This window comes from Pseudomonas sp. P1_F7 (assembly GCF_056405655.1).
Genome location: NZ_JBFUBR010000002.1, coordinates 325387 through 342576, shown reverse-complemented (window position 1 = coordinate 342576; position 17190 = coordinate 325387). Strand labels below are relative to the sequence as shown.

The 17190-nt window shown below is 61.1% G+C and carries 17 protein-coding genes; 7 read left to right on the top strand and 10 right to left on the bottom strand.

Features of this window, described 5'->3' with window-relative positions:
- Positions 1-44 precede the first annotated feature (44 nt).
- The 6 genes from AC1D1M_RS03185 to AC1D1M_RS03160 all read left to right on the top strand — a co-directional run bounded on the left by AC1D1M_RS03185 (position 45) and on the right by AC1D1M_RS03160 (position 2749).
- Positions 45-341 (top strand): DUF5629 family protein, encoded by a 297-nt coding sequence (locus tag AC1D1M_RS03185; RefSeq protein WP_477774491.1) that lies wholly within the window; start codon positions 45-47, stop codon positions 339-341.
- Positions 334-1503: a lactonase family protein gene (locus AC1D1M_RS03180; RefSeq protein WP_477774490.1), complete on the top strand. Its 1170-nt coding sequence runs from the start codon at positions 334-336 to the stop codon at positions 1501-1503. Before AC1D1M_RS03185 ends, AC1D1M_RS03180 begins: the two co-directional genes overlap by 8 nt.
- 156 nt (positions 1504-1659) lie before the next feature.
- On the top strand, positions 1660-1839 hold the full coding sequence (locus AC1D1M_RS03175) for a hypothetical protein (RefSeq protein ID WP_007979950.1): 180 nt from the start codon (positions 1660-1662) through the stop codon (positions 1837-1839).
- Positions 1840-2041: 202 nt separating this feature from the next.
- The gene (locus tag AC1D1M_RS03170) at positions 2042-2167 is read left to right on the top strand and encodes a hypothetical protein (RefSeq protein WP_477774489.1); all 126 of its coding nucleotides are present in this window, start codon (positions 2042-2044) and stop codon (positions 2165-2167) included.
- A gap of 115 nt (positions 2168-2282) precedes the next feature.
- Entirely contained in the window at positions 2283-2495 is a 213-nt protein-coding gene (locus AC1D1M_RS03165; protein ID WP_477774488.1) for a hypothetical protein, read from the top strand.
- Entirely contained in the window at positions 2492-2749 is a 258-nt protein-coding gene (locus tag AC1D1M_RS03160; protein ID WP_116579260.1) for a hypothetical protein, read from the top strand. The genes AC1D1M_RS03165 and AC1D1M_RS03160 overlap by 4 nt, the downstream gene beginning before the upstream one ends.
- 36 nt (positions 2750-2785) lie before the next feature.
- Here the strand turns inward: AC1D1M_RS03160 and AC1D1M_RS03155 are convergent, their stop codons facing one another.
- From AC1D1M_RS03155 to AC1D1M_RS03110, 10 genes are all read right to left on the bottom strand, one after another.
- Complete coding sequence (locus AC1D1M_RS03155) at positions 2786-3382, bottom strand: glutathione S-transferase (RefSeq protein WP_477774487.1); 597 nt, start codon at positions 3380-3382, stop codon at positions 2786-2788.
- Positions 3379-7020 (bottom strand): AAA family ATPase, encoded by a 3642-nt coding sequence (locus AC1D1M_RS03150; RefSeq protein WP_477774486.1) that lies wholly within the window; start codon positions 7018-7020, stop codon positions 3379-3381. The genes AC1D1M_RS03155 and AC1D1M_RS03150 overlap by 4 nt, the downstream gene beginning before the upstream one ends.
- Positions 7017-8261 (bottom strand): exonuclease SbcCD subunit D C-terminal domain-containing protein, encoded by a 1245-nt coding sequence (locus AC1D1M_RS03145; protein WP_477774485.1) that lies wholly within the window; start codon positions 8259-8261, stop codon positions 7017-7019. Before AC1D1M_RS03145 ends, AC1D1M_RS03150 begins: the two co-directional genes overlap by 4 nt.
- Positions 8262-8315: 54 nt before the next feature.
- Entirely contained in the window at positions 8316-9965 is a 1650-nt protein-coding gene (locus AC1D1M_RS03140; RefSeq protein WP_477774484.1) for a BatD family protein, read from the bottom strand.
- The gene (locus tag AC1D1M_RS03135; protein ID WP_477774483.1) at positions 9962-11701 is read right to left on the bottom strand and encodes a tetratricopeptide repeat protein; all 1740 of its coding nucleotides are present in this window, start codon (positions 11699-11701) and stop codon (positions 9962-9964) included. The genes AC1D1M_RS03140 and AC1D1M_RS03135 overlap by 4 nt, the downstream gene beginning before the upstream one ends.
- Positions 11698-12780 (bottom strand): vWA domain-containing protein, encoded by a 1083-nt coding sequence (locus AC1D1M_RS03130; protein ID WP_477774482.1) that lies wholly within the window; start codon positions 12778-12780, stop codon positions 11698-11700. The genes AC1D1M_RS03135 and AC1D1M_RS03130 overlap by 4 nt, the downstream gene beginning before the upstream one ends.
- The gene (locus tag AC1D1M_RS03125) at positions 12773-13267 is read right to left on the bottom strand and encodes a DUF4381 domain-containing protein (RefSeq protein WP_150758158.1); all 495 of its coding nucleotides are present in this window, start codon (positions 13265-13267) and stop codon (positions 12773-12775) included. Before AC1D1M_RS03125 ends, AC1D1M_RS03130 begins: the two co-directional genes overlap by 8 nt.
- Positions 13264-14208, bottom strand: a complete 945-nt coding sequence (locus AC1D1M_RS03120; protein ID WP_477774649.1) for a DUF58 domain-containing protein — start codon at positions 14206-14208, stop codon at positions 13264-13266. The genes AC1D1M_RS03125 and AC1D1M_RS03120 overlap by 4 nt, the downstream gene beginning before the upstream one ends.
- A 5-nt stretch (positions 14209-14213) precedes the next feature.
- Positions 14214-15173: an AAA family ATPase gene (locus AC1D1M_RS03115; protein WP_477774481.1), complete on the bottom strand. Its 960-nt coding sequence runs from the start codon at positions 15171-15173 to the stop codon at positions 14214-14216.
- A gap of 286 nt (positions 15174-15459) precedes the next feature.
- On the bottom strand, positions 15460-15813 hold the full coding sequence (locus AC1D1M_RS03110) for a hypothetical protein (protein WP_477774480.1): 354 nt from the start codon (positions 15811-15813) through the stop codon (positions 15460-15462).
- A 167-nt stretch (positions 15814-15980) separates the two neighbouring features.
- Here AC1D1M_RS03110 and AC1D1M_RS03105 point away from each other — a divergent pair, with 167 nt between their 5' ends.
- On the top strand, positions 15981-17090 hold the full coding sequence (locus AC1D1M_RS03105) for an RHS repeat-associated core domain-containing protein (protein ID WP_477774479.1): 1110 nt from the start codon (positions 15981-15983) through the stop codon (positions 17088-17090).
- Positions 17091-17190: the final 100 nt, after the last annotated feature.

Sequence of the window (17190 nt, the reverse complement as noted above, 5' to 3'; positions counted from 1 at the left end):
GCATGAGCTATCATTGCGTTTTTCTCATTTAAAGACTGATTGCCATGACTGCCCCAACCGACACCTTGCTCAATGCCCTCGAACACTGCGGAATGGTGGAAATCGATGGGCTGCATGCCTTCGAATTCGCCCTCGACGAGTTCGATAACCTGCACATTGAATGCATGGATGGCCGTGCGGCCAAACACTGGGAGTTCACCCCGGCGCAGATCCAGTCGGCGACCTACGACACCTCGCTGCAAAGCTGGTTGATCATCGGTGGTTCGGGCGAACACCGTTTGGTGTGCCTGGGCGATGTCGTCAGCGGCGACAACGAAGATGATGACCAGGACGATGCGTAACCTCTGGCCACTGTTGATGGCCGGCAGTATCGGTGCGATGGGGATTCAGGCTGCATCCGCCGACGACTATCAACTGCTGGTGGGCTCCTACACCGCCGGTCACAGCCAGGGCATCTACCGCCTGGCTTTCGACAGCAGCACCGGGCAGATCGATGCCAGCCCCCTGCAAGTGATCAAGAGCGAAAACCCGTCGTGGCTGACCCTGTCGAAGGATCAGCGACACCTGTTCGTGGTCAATGAAAACGGCCCGGGCCAGACCGATCCGGTCGGGCGTGTCAGCAGTTTTGCGATTGATCCCAAGACCCACGCGCTGAGCCTTATCAGCCAAGTGCAAAGCCTGGGCAACGAGCCGACCCATTCCAGCCTCAGCACCGATGGCAGCCATTTGTTTGTCAGCAATTACTCGGTGGCCGAAGACCCGGGCGGCACCCTTGCGGTGATGCCTGTGGCGGCCGATGGCACGCTCAAACCGGTGGTGCAGATGAGCAGCCACCCGGCGAGCCGGGTCAACCCCGAGCGGCAGACCTCGGCCCACGTGCATTCGACCATCCCGTCACCGGATGGCCAATACGTGTTCGCCAATGACCTGGGCGCCGACAAGGTGTTTGTCTACCGCTTCGACCCCAAGGCCAACCCCGAACTGCCATTGACTCCGGCCACCCCGGGATTCGTACAGCTGCCGCCCGGTAGCGGACCACGTCATCTGCTGTTCGGCGCTGACGGCAAACACGCCTGGCTGACCATGGAAATGAGTGCCCAGGTGGCAGTGTTCGATTACCACGACGGCCAACTCGAACAGACGCAGATGGTCGATCTGGCTGCCGGACAGCCAGTTTCAGACAAGGCTGCGGCGGCATTGCATGCCTCGTCTGACGGCAAGTTCCTCTACGTCAGCAACCGTGGCACGGCCAATCAACTGTTGGTGTTTGCTATCGATCCGGCGACCGGCCACCTCAGTGAACTGCAACGCCGGGCAGTGGAGGGCGATCATCCGCGGGAATTCAGCCTCGATCCGAGCGGCAAATTCCTGTTGATCGCCAACCAGAAGAGCAACCAGATTGTCGTCGTCGAACGCGACGCCAAGACCGGTCTGCTGGGCAAGACCGTGCAAAAACTACCGATGGACGCCCCGAGCGACCTCAGGTTTCTGCTGCGTCAATAAGCCGCAGGCCCCGGTTGATGGGGCCTGCCTGCTTTTATCAATGACGCTGATATCTGGTACTGCTACAAAGCATTTCAAGGCACGAACCTTCGAGGGTTAAGTTTGCTTCACGGCCCCACCGGGCAAGCAAGCCAACTGAATCCGAGGAATACCGCCATGAACTTCAACATCTTCTCTGTCATCGCCGCTTCCGCCATTTCTGCCACTGTTGCGCTGCCAGCCAGTGCCAACGTTGAAATCAGCGACAAAAAAGCCCACACCCAGAGCTACACCCAGAAGTACCTGCAACAGAGCGCCAACTTCTACGCCGCGCTGGATCACAAAACCCAAGCCTGAGCGTTCACCCCTGCCTTTATGCAGGAGCGAAGTCACTGATGATCGAAGACACTTGTGTTGAAAACGATCAGAGTAATGTCGCTCCTGCATAACGCATTTGCGACAGTGTCAGTTTGCCATCAAAGTCGCGCTTGATACCATATTGCCATGCTTTAAATTGACGCTGATTTTTTGACCCCTCCTCACGGCAAGAATCGGCAGCATGGTGACGCGCCTGGCATTGGTTCTTCTATTTCTCTATTCCGCCCCCATTCTTTCGGCCGCCGACCCTGTTCCGGGCGAGCCGGAGGCTGCGCGCGAGCGCTTGATAAGTTTTATTGAAGACTGAAATAGTCTGGCTTAATGATCAACGAGGCTGATGGTCACTATGGATAACCCTGAGTGGTTACCCAGGCTTTTTTGATCGATTCTGTGGGCATTGAAACATGCCTGCGGAGAACATCATGGCCAGCGCAATTCTCACTTCTGCCAAACACGGCGCCTACGTGGCGATCGGTCTTTACCTTGCCATGGTGCTGGTGGTCAGCCTTTCAGCCCAGTCGCAATCCACCTTCGAAGCGCCGATCCAGGTTGCTTATCCCGGCATCCAGTTTGAACACCGTGCGCAAAACGCGAGCGTTGATCAGGCTGAACTCGCAGGAGTCGTCGGCGCATGAAAGGGCACAGACTCTGGGTCATCGCCTTCCTGGCGTTCATGACCAACGGATCCTCCCTGTTGGGGATCGGGCAGGGCTCGGCGGGCTCGGTAGCACGGGCCATCGAAGCCAATCACAACATTGCCCGCAACATCGAAAACGCCAACGCCCAAGGCATGCTGGCCGGCAATCCACCGATCAGGAATGAGGGCGTGGTTTTCGGGCCGTTCCAGGTGGATTGCTCGGCGATCGGGATGTGTGAGGTGTTGGCCTGAAGCCTGCTGGCAACAGGTTCTTTTGTGGCGGTGTTCTTATTTGCGCATCACACCGGTAAACAAGTCCGAATCCAGAAACCGCTGTAACCAGTCCTGCAAGCGCCGATACGGCGTCTGCGCGAACCAGTCGCGGTCGACGTGGGCGAACTGGCGCACGAAGGGCATCAACGCCACATCGGCCAGGCTTGGATGATCGGCCAGCAAGTAGTCGCGTCCTTCCAGCAATGCCTCCAGCCTTTGCAAGAACACCTCGCCTTCGGCGCGATAAACCGCCATCGGCTGCTCGGGATAACGCTCGGCGTACTTGTAGCGATTCAAGTGCACTTTGAACACCTGATCGTTCTGTTCGATCAGCGGGGCGATTTGCGCCGCTGCGGCAGGATCATCCTTGAGCAACCAGTCCTGCGGATCGTTCTGCGCCAGCGCCCAGCGCATGATGTCCAGGCTTTCGTCGATCACCCGGCCATCGGCGCTCAGCACCGGTACCGTGCCTTTGCCCGACAGCGCGAGCATTTCGGCGGGCTTGGCCTTCAGGCTGACTTCGACAATGTCCACGGCCACGCCCGAGTAGCGCAGGGCCATGCGTGCGCGCATGGCGTACGGGCAGCGGCGGAAGGAATACAGCCTGTTCATTTCACCTCCAGGGTGCTCAGGCCGTTGCCCTGGCGTTGCACCTGAATCTGCACCGGAATCCGTTCATGCATTTCCTGTACGTGGGAAATCACTGCGACCTTGCGGCCCTGGGCCTGCAGGCCGTCGAGGGCGTCCATGGCCAGTTGCAGGGATTCCGGATCGAGGCTGCCGAAGCCTTCGTCGATGAACAGCGACTCGATTTTCAACGTGCTCGACGCCATCGACGCCAAACCGAGGGCCAGTGCCAGCGATACCAGGAAGGTCTCGCCACCGGACAGCGAATGCACCGAGCGCAGTTCGTCGCCCATTTCGGTGTCCATCACCAGCAAGCCGAGCATGCTGCCGCCGCGCTTGAGGCGATAGCGGCGCACCAGTTGGCGCAATTGCACGTTGGCGTGGTGCACCAGCAGGTCAAGGTTGTAGGCCTGGGCGATCTTGCGGAAGGTGTCGCCGGTGGCGGAGCCGATCAACGCATTCAGGCGTGCCCAGCGTTGGTACTCGTTGTACGCGTCGGCAATCTGCTGCGCCAGGGCCTGATTGGCGTTCTGCCGGCGCTGGTCCTCGGCCTGTTCGGCGCGCAGTTCGGCGCAGTGTTGCTCGCTGGTGGCGGCGAGGTTTTGCAGGTCGACCAGCGCGACGGCCAATTGCCCGGCGTCGAGGTTGCCGTTGTGTTGCGCTTGATGGTCGAGCAAACGCTTGTCACGCTCCTGCACCAGGACGCTGGCTTGTTCGATGGCTTTTTCACTTTGCTGCAAGCGCTGGCGCAGTTCGCTGACCTGGGTGTCGTCGACGCGCAACAGGTCTTCGAGGCCGCCGTCATCCAGCTCGGGATGGCGGGCGCGCCAGTCGCCGATCTTGCCGGCGAGCTCACGTTCTTCGCCTTGCAGTGCGTGCAAGCGCTCTTGCTGGGCCTTGAGTTCGGCGGCGATTTGCACTGACTGCGTGAGGACACTTTGTAGCGTCTGCGCGGTACTGGTTTCGGCGCTGCGCGCCTGTTCCACGGCCTGTTCCAGTTGCTGCTGCCAATGCTCGGCGCTGGCGTGTTCGCCGAGTAATTGTCCGAGTGTCTGCTGGCTCGCCTGTTGCTGCTCGGCCAGCCCATTGAACTGCTGTTCGGCGGCCTGCAATTGCTGCACGCGGCTTTGCTGGCGATCCTGTTCCTTCTCCAGGTTTTGCTGGCGCTGTTGCTGCTCGGCCAGTTCTTCCTTTTGTTGCTCGAGTTGCGCCAGGCGTTCGGCGATCTGCCGGTCGAGCTGCATGAAGGTCGCGGCCGGCTCGACGCGCAGCGCTTGCAGGGTCTCGGTCGGCAACAGGTTGGCGAATGCGCTGAGTTCTTCATCCAGGCGCTGGCGGTCGTTGCCCAGTTCGCGCTGTTGATTGCTCAGGTGCTGGGCCGCTTGCTGGTGCGCGGTTTCGGCATGGCGCAGTTGCTGGGTCAGGCGTACGGCATCCTGTTGCAGGGTGAGCAGCGCGCTCTGCCGTTGCTCGTCCTGGCTGATGCTCTGGTTGAGCTGACTGTTTTGCTGGATGAGCCAGGCATCGCGTTTGGCGGCATCCTGATTCAGCAGTTGGGCAGCCAGCGGATGAGCCTCCAGGCTCGGTGCGAGGGCTTGCTGCTGGGTCGCCAGTTGCTCCTGCTGTTGCAGCAGCTCCTTTTGCTGGGCGATCAACCCGCCGACTTCGGCTCGCAGGTCGGTGAGTTTTTCCTTCAGCAGGTCGACGGCCTTCTGCGCGTTGGCCTGTTCGCTTTCATCAAAGCGGCCGAGGCTTTGCAGCAGGGCTTCCGGCTGATGATACGGATGTTCGTTGCTGCCGCAGACCGGGCATGGCTGATCGTCCTGCAACTGCGCGCGCAGCTCTTCGACGCTGGCACTGCGCGCCAGACGCTGACGCTCCAGCAGTTCGCGCGTGACGTTGAAGGCCTGTTCGGCAACGCTCAAATCAGCCTTGGCCTTGACCCCGTCCTGGGTCAGGCGCTCACGTTCCTGCTGCGCGGTGAGCTGGCGTTGTTGCAACTCGGCGCCACGCTTGTCCAGGTCCTGCTGGCTGGCCCACAGGCGCGCAACGTCTTCAACGGCGCGCAGTTGCTTGCGGTTGTCCTGCAACAGGCTGCCCAGGATGCCGATCTGCTCGGCGACGGCATCCGGTTCGGCGCCGGCCTCCTTGAACAGCACCTCCAGTTGCTGCTTCTGCGCGCTGAGCGCTTGGTCAGTGCGCGTGGCGTTTTGTTCCAGGCTGGCCAGTTCGGCCTGACCCTGATTCAACCGGTTGCCGATCAGCATCAACTGTTGCAGGCGATCACGGTAGGCATTCCAGGCATCGCTCAACGGTGCCAGATGCGTACTTTGCTCCAGCCCGGTGGCGATGCGCTGCAAGTCCGTGGCGCCACGGGCTTGCTGATCGAGCAAGGTCTGAATCGTGCTCTGGCCCTGGGTGCAGGCCTGTTGCGCCTGTTGCCTGGCTTCGGCGCTGAGGGCGGCGTCCTTGGCCAGGCGGGCGAGGGTGCTTTGCGCTTCGAAGGCCTGACGCAGTAACGGCGCGCTGTCGGTTTGCCGCTGTTGGGTTTCGCTCAAGGCGATCCGGGCGCTGTTGAGCTGTTGCTCAAGCTGCGTCTGACGCTCGCCGAGTTCGCCGTGCTGCTGCGCATGCAAGGCAATTTGCGCCGCCAAGGGTGTCAGCAGCGCATCGACCTCGGTTTTACGGGCGAACTGGTGCCGTTGCGGGGCCAGCTGTTCGAGGCGGGTGAACCTCAAACGCTCGCTGGCCAAGGCTTCCCAGTCAGTCTGGGCCGATAGCAGCTGTTCGCTGGCGGCCAGATGCTCATCCTGCAAGCGACGCAGGTCCTTGAGCCAGGTGTCCTGCAGTTCAAGCTGTTTGAGTTGCGCCTGCCGGGTCTTGAGTTGCTGCTGCGCTTCGTTGAAGCGCTCATCCAGTTCCGCACGGGCTTCGGGTGACAGCGGCGTCACCCCGCTGGCCTGGTCCTGCAGCAGCTTGTGAGCCTCGCGAGCCTCCTTGGTCTTGTCGAAGGCCCGACGACCGAGGCGGGTGTAGAGCGCCGTGTCGGTGAGTTTTTCCAGCAGTTCGCTGCGGTCGTTGTCATCGGCCTTGAGGAATGCACTGAACTCGCTTTGCGCCAGCATCACCGCGCGGGTGAACTGTTCGAAGTTCAGCCCCAGCGCGGCTTCGAGCTGAGTCTTGTATTCGCCTTTCTGGCTGGCGAGCAATTGATCCTGATCGATGTCGCGCAAGCTCTGGCGGCTGGCCTGCAGCTTGCCAGCGGCCTTGTCCCGGGCGCGATTGGCTTCCCAGCGGGCGCGGTAACGGCGACCATCGACACCGACGAAATCCACTTCCGCATAGCCTTCACCCGTGCCGCGACGCAGCAGGGTACGCGGGTCGCCTGTAGCGATTTCGCCGTCGGCATCCGGCACCTTGGCGTCACGGCCGGTGTTGTTCAGGCGCGGTACGGCGCCAAACAACGCCAGGCACAGGGCATCGAGCAGGGTGCTTTTACCGGCGCCGGTGGGGCCGGTGATGGCGAACAGTCCGGCACTGGCCAGGGGTTCGGCGGTGAAGTCGATTTCAAACGGCCCGGCCAGGGAGGCGAGGTTTTTCAGGCGGATCGCGAGGATTTTCATGGCTGTTCGCTCTCCATCTGCACGTCCTGCAACAGCTCGGCAAAGTCCTTGAGGGTCTGCTCGTCGACCTCGCTGCCGTAGTTGTCCTGCCAGGCGCGGCTGAACAGTTCCTGAGGCGTGAGTTGGTCCAGTTCGATCAGCGTGCTGCCTTCGTCGGCACCGTCACGGCCGCCGTTGCCGGCGTATTCGGCGGCGATGCGCACCAGACGCACGGCCTTGCCTTGCAGGGCGGTTTCCACTTGATTGCGCAGGTCGGGCTGTGGTTCGTCGAGGCGCACCCGCACCTCCAGCCATGGCTGGCGCTGAATCTCGGCCAACAGGTCGATGTTCGGCAGGTCCGCCAGTTGCAGCAGGATCTCGCTCAATGGCGCCGGGCCGATGCGTTGCAGGTTGACCGCGCGGGGGATCAGTTTCGGCTCGACGCTGAGCAGGGTCTCGCCGTCGAGCTTGATGTCGAGAATCTGGTGCTGATAGCTGATTTCGGAGAACGACAGCGGAATCGGCGAGCCGCTGTAGCGGATGCGCTCTTCGCCATTGACCTTCTGCGGTTTGTGCAGGTGACCGAGGGCAACGTAACTGATGCTCGGCCCGAACAGACTGGCGGGCAGGGCTTCGGCATTGCCGATGATCAGGCTGCGCTCGGAGTCTTCCGACACCGAGCCGCCGGCCATGTGCGCGTGGCTGATGGCGATCAGTGCCTGACCCGGCTGGCGCTTGGCATTGGCCGCTTCGATCAGCCACTCGTGCACCTGGCCGATCCCGCGCAGGTAGTTGTCACCCAAATGCGCGCCGGTGACTTCCGCCGGGCGCAGGAATGGCAACGCCAGGCACCAGCCGGCGATTTCACCACTGGCATCCGGCAAGGGCAGTAGCAGGCGCTCGGCGTCCAGTTGACCGTCGTCGAGCCACAGCACACGACCCAGCGCATGAGTGCGTAAGCGCCGCATCAACGGTGCGGGCAGTTCGATCCGCGAGCCGGAATCGTGGTTGCCGGCGATCATCACGATGGTCAGCAACGGCTGCTGTTCGTGGGCGCTGACGATGAAGTCGTAGAGGCGTTCCTGGGCTTTGACCGGCGGATTGACCGTGTCGAAGATATCGCCGGCGATCAACAGCACATCCGGTTGATCCAGTTTCAGCTGGCGCAACAGCCACTCGAGAAAACAGCCGTGTTCGAAATCGCGATCCTGGCCGTGCAGGTTCTGCCCGAGGTGCCAGTCGGAGGTGTGAAACAGACGCATGAGCAATTCCATACAGAAGCAGCACCAGTGTCAGACACTGGCGCTGCTTTTAGATTATTTGGGATAAAGCGGCGGCAATCCACTGTCACCGACCGGGTCCTGGACCCGTTCGGCCATCGGGATCGCCTTGATCACCCGCCATAACTCGTCACCTTGCCAATGCTGGCCGGTTTCGCTGTACAGCGCGCCGTTCAGGCCGTCGAGGGCGTCGGACAGCGGGACGAAGCGGGCGGCCATGTCGGCCAGGGTTTCCGGCTGTTGGCGGGCCCAGGCGTCGAGGGCCTGGCGGGTGGCGTGGGAGTCGTTGGCCTGGCAGGCGCGCTTGAGGTCGTCGAGCACGGTGCGCGGGCTCGGGCCGGTTTGGGCGGTACGCGTCACTGCCGGTTGCCAGCGGCCACGCCACCAGAGGCCGAAGCCGAGCAGGTTGGTGCAGGCCAGAATCAAGGTGCTGAGCTTCCAGCGCCAGAGTGCTTCGCTGTCGGCGCTGGCCTCGACCGGTGAGGCGCCGGCCGGGGTGTCGACCACCAGGCTCGGATTGGCTGCCACGTGCAGCGTGCGGGCAGGCAGGCTGCTGTGTTCCAGATGGTCTTCGAAGGTGTTCCACCAGACCACGTCGACGGTGGGTAGTTCGATGGCGCCGGTCCGTGTCGGCACCAATGCTTCTCGGTCTTCACGACTGCCGACCAGGCCGCGTTCGCTGTTCTGGTTACCGAGCACCGGTTGATCCGGGTAACGGCGCAGGCCGCCGACATCGGTGCCGGGCAGTGGCGGCAGTTGGGTGCTGGACAAGCCTTCGGCTGTCACTGTCAGGCTGCGGGTCAGCGAATCGCCGACCAGGGTGTGATCCGGCTCCGGGCTCCAGCTTTCGCTCAGGGTCAGGCTGCGCGCAGGCAGCCAGGGGGCATCGGCCGGATAGGTGATGGGTTTGGCCTTGACCGTCAACAGCAGTTCGGCCGAGGTGACGCGCATCAGCTTGCCGGCTTTCGGCCCCTGGGTGGTGTCCTGTAGCGGTTGTGCGTCGACCAGCGCGGCGTTGAAGACCTGCGCCGGAATGACCAATTCGCCACTGTGTTGCGGGTAGATCGCGTAGCGCATTTCGATCACGCCATGGCGCAGGCCATCGATGTCTTTTTCGTAGGTGCGTGAGTCGCCCAATTGTTCGATGCGTGCGTCAGGTATCTGCAAGGGTGGCAGGCTGCTGTCGTCGTACAGCGACACCGAATGGTAGATACGCAGGGTCAGGACCGCCTGAGCCTGAACGTACACGCTGGTTTGATCGAGGCTGGCATCAATGAACACCGGGGCCCGTTTGTTCGGGTTGTCCGGTGTTTCGCTCTCGACCACTTGCAGGGTGATCGGCTGGCTCTGCAGTTCGCCCAGTTGCAGTGGCGGAATCACTACGCTGCCGTTTTGCCGGGGCAGGAGGGTGACGATCCACCGTGTGGTGGCCTGGTTTTCGCCGCTGAGGGTGTTCAACTGGTTGACCTGGCGTGTGCCGCGCACTTCAAACAGCGGCTCCAGCGGTGCCAGGTCGGGTTTGCCGAACTGAGTGACATCGGTGGATTCCAGGGTCAGCTCGACCGTCTCGCCTGAGCTCAGGCGACTGCGGTCCACACTGGCGACCAGTTCTGCTGCCTGTGCCTGAGCGGTACAGAACAACAGGCCATGCAGCAGCGCGAGCAATAAAACGGTGAAGCGGGTCATCGAGTTTCTTCCTGATCCTGATGTTGTTGCTGTTCGTACCAGAATTTGCGCCTGAGCAGTTCACCGGGGTCATCCGGGATCTGCCGCAGCCACTGCTCCAGTGCCTGGCGCTGTTCACCTTCGATGCTGTCGGTGGCCGGGCGCAAGGGCGGTGTAGTGTGTTGTTCGTCACCCAGTTCGCTGCCCGGTACTTCGTTGGTCCCCGGTTTCGGCGGTGTGCTGGGCGGTTGTTGTTCACCCGGGCTGGTCGGTTGCCCATCGGTTTTCGGTTCGCCGCTGCTCGAGGGTTGGGCAGCCGCACCGGGCGGTGGCTCCTGCGATTCGGCTTCGGGCCGGGCGTTGCTGGCTTCGTCTGGTTCAGGAGCGGGTGGAGTGTTTTTTTCCTTGAGCAGACGTTCGACCAGCGCCTTGTTGGTCAGTGCCGGACGCAAATCCGGTTGACGTTCCAGTGCCTGCTCGTAAGCGTCCAGGGCTGCCTCCAGCTCACCGCTTTTGGCCAGGGCATTGCCCCGATTGTAGTGGGCGTGGGCATTGTCGCCTTCAGCAAACCGCTCGGCGGCGCCTGCGTAGTCGCCGGCCTCATAGAGCGCCACGCCTTGCCACTGATGGTCTTCGAAGCGCCGGGCGGCCTCGGCCGGTCGCTTATGTTTGAGTAATTGCACGCCTTGTTGATCAGGACGCAGCCACAGGTCTGCGAGGTCGAAGGCGTAGCTCGGTTGAGGCAGCGCCAATAGCAGCGGCAGGCACAGCAGCCAACCGCGACGTCCCGCGCAGGCCGCGAGCAGCAACAGTGGCAGCAGCAGCCAGTAACCCTGGTCGGCCCAGGTGTCCAGGCGCAAGGTCTGACCGTCATTGCGCAAGTTGCGTGGACCGTCGAGCAGGCCAAGAGCGTGCAGGTCGCTATCGTCCAGGCGGGCCTGGCGATAGCGGCCATCCAGGTCGCTGGCAAAACTTTTCAAGCCAGGCTCGTCGAGGCGCGGCACGAGAATGGCGCCTTGTTCATCCTTGAGGAAGCTGCCGTCCTCCTGGGTGATCGGCGAGCCTTCGGCGGTGCCGATGCCGAGCATCAGCAATTGAGTCGATTTGCCCGCCATTGCGCGGCGAATCTCCTGGCGTTCCTCTTCCGTCAGGGACGAACCAATCAGCAGGATCCGCCCGTCACCGAGGGCGCCCTGTTCCAGCAGAGCCAAGGCCTTGATTACAGCCAAATCGGCGCGATGGCCGGCCTCTGGCATCAATGACGGCTTGAGGGCATCGAGCAGGTTGCGGCTGGTGGACAGGTCATCGGAGAGCGGAACTAGCGTATGCGCGCTGCCGGCGTAGACAACGATCGCAGTCTGGGCATCGCTGCGAATCTGCAGCAGGTCGAACAGCTTGCGCCGGGCCTGTTCGAGTCGGTTGGGCGTGACGTCGGTGGCGAGCATTTCCGGGGTCAGTTCAAGAATCACCACCAACGGGTCGGCGGGTCTCTGGCTGGTTTGCTCGACGCGCTCCCAACCCGGGCCCAACAGCGCGAGCACGGTCAACAGCCACGCCACGCCGAGCGCGACCCAGGGCAGTTTGCTGTCGCGACCACTGCCACCGCTGAGCAGTGCCGCATGAAAGGCCGGCGGCAGGATCATCTGCCAGCGCCCGGCGCGCTTCTTGCGGTGCCAGAGTTGCCAGAGCAACCAGCCAAGCACCGGCAGCAACAGTAGCCACCAGGGCCGGAACCAGTAGGGCCACAGCGCACTCATCGGCGCCTCCGCAGGCGCAGGCGTTTAAGACGCTGGCGCCAGTCGGGCAGCAATTGCGTTTGCAAATACAGATCCTTGGTAAACAGGCGTTGCAACGGGTTGTCCGGCCAGAGTACGGGGACCACCAGCAGTATGCTCAAGCACAGCGCCAGGGCCAGCGGCCAGTGATACAACGCTTGAGTCGGGCGGGCCTGGGTGGGTTGCTGGGCCACGGGCTCCAGTTGGTCAAGCGTGTCCTTGATCGATTGCAGTTCCTTGCCATCGTGGGCGCGGAAATACTGGCCGCCGGTGGCTTCGGCGATGACTTTCAGGGACGGCTCGTCGAGGTCCAGGCTCGGATTGACACCGAGGAACCCCACGGAGCCACTTTGTTCCGGATCGGCACCGATGCCGATCGGATAGATTTTCACACCTTCTTTGGCCGCCAGCCGGGCAGCGGTGAGCGGGTCGATTTCACCGCCATTGTTGGCGCCGTCGGTGACCAGTATCAGTACGCGGCTTGTTGCCGGACGCAAACGCAGGCGTTTGAGGGCCAGACCGATAGCATCGCCGATGGCGGTGTTTTTGCCGGCAATGCCGATGCGTGCCTCATCGAGCCAGACGCGCACGGTGTGGCGGTCGAAGGTCAGCGGCGCTTGCAGGTAGGCCTGGCTACCGAACAGGATCAGGCCGACCCGGTCACCTTCGCGGCTTTCGAGGAAGTCGCCGAGCAGGTGCTGGACCAACGACAGTCGACTCACATCTTCGTCCTGCCACTGCATGTCAGGGAAATCCATGGAGCCGGAAACGTCCACCGCGACCAGCAGATCGCGGCCGCTGGCGGCAATCGGCAAGGGTTCGCCGAGCCACTGCGGGCGCGCCGCCGCGACCAGCAGCAACAGCCATAGCAGTATGAACGGTGCCTGCTGGCGCCATGCTGGCAGGTTGGCCCGGGCGCGACGCCCGGCGAGGCCTTCCAGGTCGCTGAGGAAGCTGACCTTGAGCGCCGGTTCGCCACTGTCGGCCACCGGCAATACGATGCGCATCAGCCACGGCAGCGGCAGAAGGGCAAAAATCCACGGCCAGGCGAACTCAAACATGTTTGCGAATCCACGTATCAACGGCTTGGGTCAGGCCGGCGATGGCCTTGTCGTCGAGCTTGCATTCGGGTTTGTAGGCGCCTTCCACAAGCACCATCCAGCGAGTCAGCCCGGCCGCCGGGCAGCGGTTGTCGAGGAACGCCAGCCATTTGCGGCCGTTGAGGGTATGGCTCTGGCTGTAGGGGTAATGGTTGCGGCACAGGCGCTTGAGCAAGCCGTTGAGTTGCTGCAGCCAGGCACCGGCTGGCGCACCGTCGTAGGGTTTGGGCATCAAGGCCAGCTCCGCCAGGGCGGCAAGGCGCACCGGGTCAAGCGGCTGTTCAGCACGTACCACGGGGCGCTTGTCCGGGATAAAGCGACGCAGCTGCCACAGGCCCAAACCAATCAGTGGCAGCAATAAAAGCAGCAACCACCAACCCGGTGCCGGAGGCCAGAATTCCACCGGTGGCGGGGATATCAATGGTTGCAGTTGATCAAGGCTGCTCATCGACCTTTCCCCGGTTTCTGTGGGTTCAGGTACTCGCGTAGTTGTTCGACCATCTCGCTCTGAGTGCTCAAAGGCATCATCAGCACCCGCAGTTTCTGCGCGAGCAGCTCCCAGCGAGCAATGCGTGCTTCGGCCTGGGCCCGGTAAGTCTGGCGCAGGTCGAAATTCAGCGTGTCGAGTTCCAGTTGCGCACCGCGTTCGGCGAAACGTAAAAGTCCGGCGGCGGGCAGGGCATGATCCAGTGGATCGGACACCGGCAGCAGCAACAGGTCGCAATGGCGGGATAACAGGCTCAGCTGTTGCTCGGCGCTTTCCGATAGCGCGCGTTCATCGCAAATCACAATGACAAGGCTGCCCGGACGTGACACCTCCCGCGCTCGGCGCAAGGCAATGCCAAAGGCGTCGCGGTCCGGCTCGCCTTCGGTGGTCAGCGACTGATTGACCCGCACCAGCCGGTTGAGCAACTGCAGCAGGCTTTTCTTGCTGCGCCGGGGCTTGATTTCGTAGTGCACATTGTCGCCATACACCAGGCCGCCGACCCGGTCGTTGTGCCCCAGGGCCGCCCAACCGATCAGGCTCGCGGCCTGGGCGGCGAGCACCGACTTGAACATCAGGCCCGAGCCGAAAAACAGCCGGCGGCTTTGTTCGACCATGATGAAAATCGGCCGCTCGCGTTCTTCGTGGAACAGCTTGGTGTGGGGTTCCTGGGTGCGCGCAGTCACGCGCCAGTCAATGGTGCGCACATCGTCGCCGGCCTGATAGACCCGCACCTGATCGAAGTCGACGCCACGGCCGCGCAATTTGGAATGGTGCAGGCCGATCAGCGGGCTGCGTTGGCTCGGTGTGGAAAACAGCTGCACTTCGCGCACGCGATGACGCATTTCGATCAGGTCGGCGAGGCTGACACGGATGCCCGGCTCGGGCGGCAGGCTGGCGTTCATCGGGGTCAAGCGACGGCTACGGCGTCGAGAATCCGCTGGACCACCCGGTCCTGATCGATGCCAGCGGCTTCGGCTTCAAAGGACAGAATGATGCGATGGCGCAGCACGTCGAACAGCACGGCCTGGATATCTTCCGGGCTGACGAAATCACGCCCGGCCAGCCAGGCGTGGGCGCGGGCGCAGCGGTCCAGGGCAATCGAACCGCGCGGGCTGGCGCCGTAGGCGATCCACTCGGCCATCTCCGGATCGAACTTGGCCGGAGTGCGGGTGGCCATGACCAGCTGCACCAGGTATTCCTCCACGGCGTCGGCCATGTACAAGCCGAGGATTTCCTTGCGTGCGGCGAAGATCGTCTGCTGGGTAACCCGACGCTCAGGCTTGGCTTCACCGTTCAGGGCTTCGCCGCGGGCCTGTTGCAGGATCTTGCGTTCAACCGTCGCGTCCGGGAAACCGATCTTCACGTGCATCAGGAAGCGGTCAAGCTGGGCTTCCGGCAACGGATAGGTGCCTTCCTGCTCGATGGGATTCTGCGTGGCCATCACCAGAAACAGTGGCGACAGCTCATAGGTGCTGCGCCCGACACTGACTTGCCGCTCGCCCATGGCTTCGAGCAGCGCCGACTGGACCTTGGCCGGGGCGCGGTTGATTTCGTCCGCCAATACCAGGTTATGGAAGATCGGGCCTTGCTGGAACACGAAACTGCCGGTTTCCGGGCGGTAGATTTCCGTACCGGTAATGTCGGCCGGTAACAGGTCAGGGGTGAACTGGATGCGGTGGAACTGAGCTTCGATGCCTTCGGCAAGTTCTTTGATGGCCTTGGTCTTGGCCAGGCCAGGAGCACCCTCGACCAGCATGTGGCCGTCGGCGAGCAGGGCGATGAGCAAGCGCTCGATGAGTTTTTCCTGGCCGAGAATCTGCGTTGAAAGAAAGGTTCGCAGCGCGAGCAGCGCTTCACGATGTTCCATCGATGACTGTTCCTGCAAAAGGGTGGCCGAGGACGTTCGAAGTACGCCAGGGCTGGGGGCGTTACTTTAATCCATCGCGGGGGGCGCCGACTAACGGCATTTTGCGCAAAGTGCGGGAAATGATGGGTGAAATTGTTGGCCGTTCGTGCCATTTCAGTATTGTGGTGGGTTTACTGACGCCATCGCGAGCAAGCTCGCTCCCACAGGGGACCACGCCGTCACTGAGGCATGCGATCAAATGTGGGAGCGAGCTTGCTCGCGATGAGGCCGGAACAGGCGCTGGTGTTCAGAGTTGGCTGATATAGGTGCCAGTCCCCTTGAGAATGTTCTGCAAGGTCTCTTCCACTTCGGCCAGATCCACCATTTCAGCATCAAAGGTGATCTCCAGCACATCATCCCCATTCAGCGCATCAGCATCCGCCGCAGCAATTTCGATCTTCAGCAGGGTAGGGCTGAGGGTGATTTTCACCCCGTCCAGGGTCGACGGCTCGCCGTCGAGGGTGATTTCCAGCTCGTCCTCGTCCGGGTAGCGGCTCATCAGGAACATGTCGCCCTGGTCGCTGTGGCAGCAGAGCATGGCCATGTTGTCTTCTTCGTTGTCGCAAGGGTTGACGATCAAGAGGGCGGTTGTCATTTGCATGGGGGAATTCCTGGCGCTTAGCGCGGTGTTGGCAGGCAATGGGAGATTTTGTCAGTGTCGGGCGTTTTTTGCTGGAGTGTATTGAACCTAGCAGTTCTGCTAGTTGTTGTTCTCGGTAAAGCGACTGACAGTTATAGGGTCCCTGATCCCGACTTTTCGGAGTACCCATGTCTAATCAGCAGCCAATCCCTCTCATCCGTTATCTATACGATGCTCTGGATCGACTGGTCGGCCATAACCGGTTGAATAGTGTTGGACGTCAGTGTTTCTACTGCGAAAACCGTTTGGTCACCGAGACTCAAGGCGAGGAGTATATTTCAATCGTTCAGCAGGAGGGTCAATTGCTTGCGCAACAACAGCATAGGGGGGGCAGAGTCAGTAGCACGTTGCTGGCCACAGATCTTTCGCGCTCGGTGTTGAGTGTGCTCGACGCGGACCTTCATCGGGCCATCGCTTACACGGCTTACGGTCATCACCCCTTCGAAGAGGGTATGACTAATGTGTTGGGTTTTAACGGTCAGCGACCTGATCCAATGACCGGGCATTATTTATTGGGAAATGGTTATCGGGCGTTTAGCCCGGTGCTGATGCGATTCATCGGACCAGATTATTTAAGTCCGTTTGAAAAAGGCGGGTTGAATACGTATGCGTATTGCGCAGGAGATCCGGTTAATCGGATCGATCCTACGGGGCATTCTTTCTCAGTGCTCGCGACTGTAGCCTCTAAAATTAAAGCCCGGTATCTATCATTTATATACGGTGATTATGTTAAGCCGGTAAAAAATCTTACAAGGATTTCCGAGGAATTGGCTGTTTTTGTAGATGAATACAAAGGCGGTTCCAGGCTGAATATCTTTGGGCATGGGACATCGTCAGGAGGGGTTCTGAGGGAAAAAGGTACCTTCTTAGGCCCCAAAAGCCTTTCTGAATATATAAAGAATTCAGGTCTCCAATTTGAATCGTTTGATAGTGCTCGCTTGTTAACCTGCCATTCAGGGAGTGAGTTTATACATTCGCTGAATCCGTCGAGTGCACCATTCGGTCAACTGTTTTCTGATTTTTCAGGTCTCCCCGTAAAAGCATATAAAGGGAGATTTTTAGGGGGAGGGGTGACATCTCGGATTGAGAAATTAAAAGTCGGTGAAACGTCTACTCGTACAGCCTATTTCAGCATTACAAAGAGACCTGAATCACTGCGATCTAAATTTCTCGGTGCTTCCTACGACCCCGTCAGTTTTCAACCTTCAAAACTCATTCGTGATGTCCGAGCTGAATGATTGGAGCGATGGAGGAAACCAGTACGCGTCAGGTTGTCTGGCAAAAGTGATGCAAAGGGACGCCAAAAGCTCGCTAGCCCGAGAACTGTATCGATCTTGC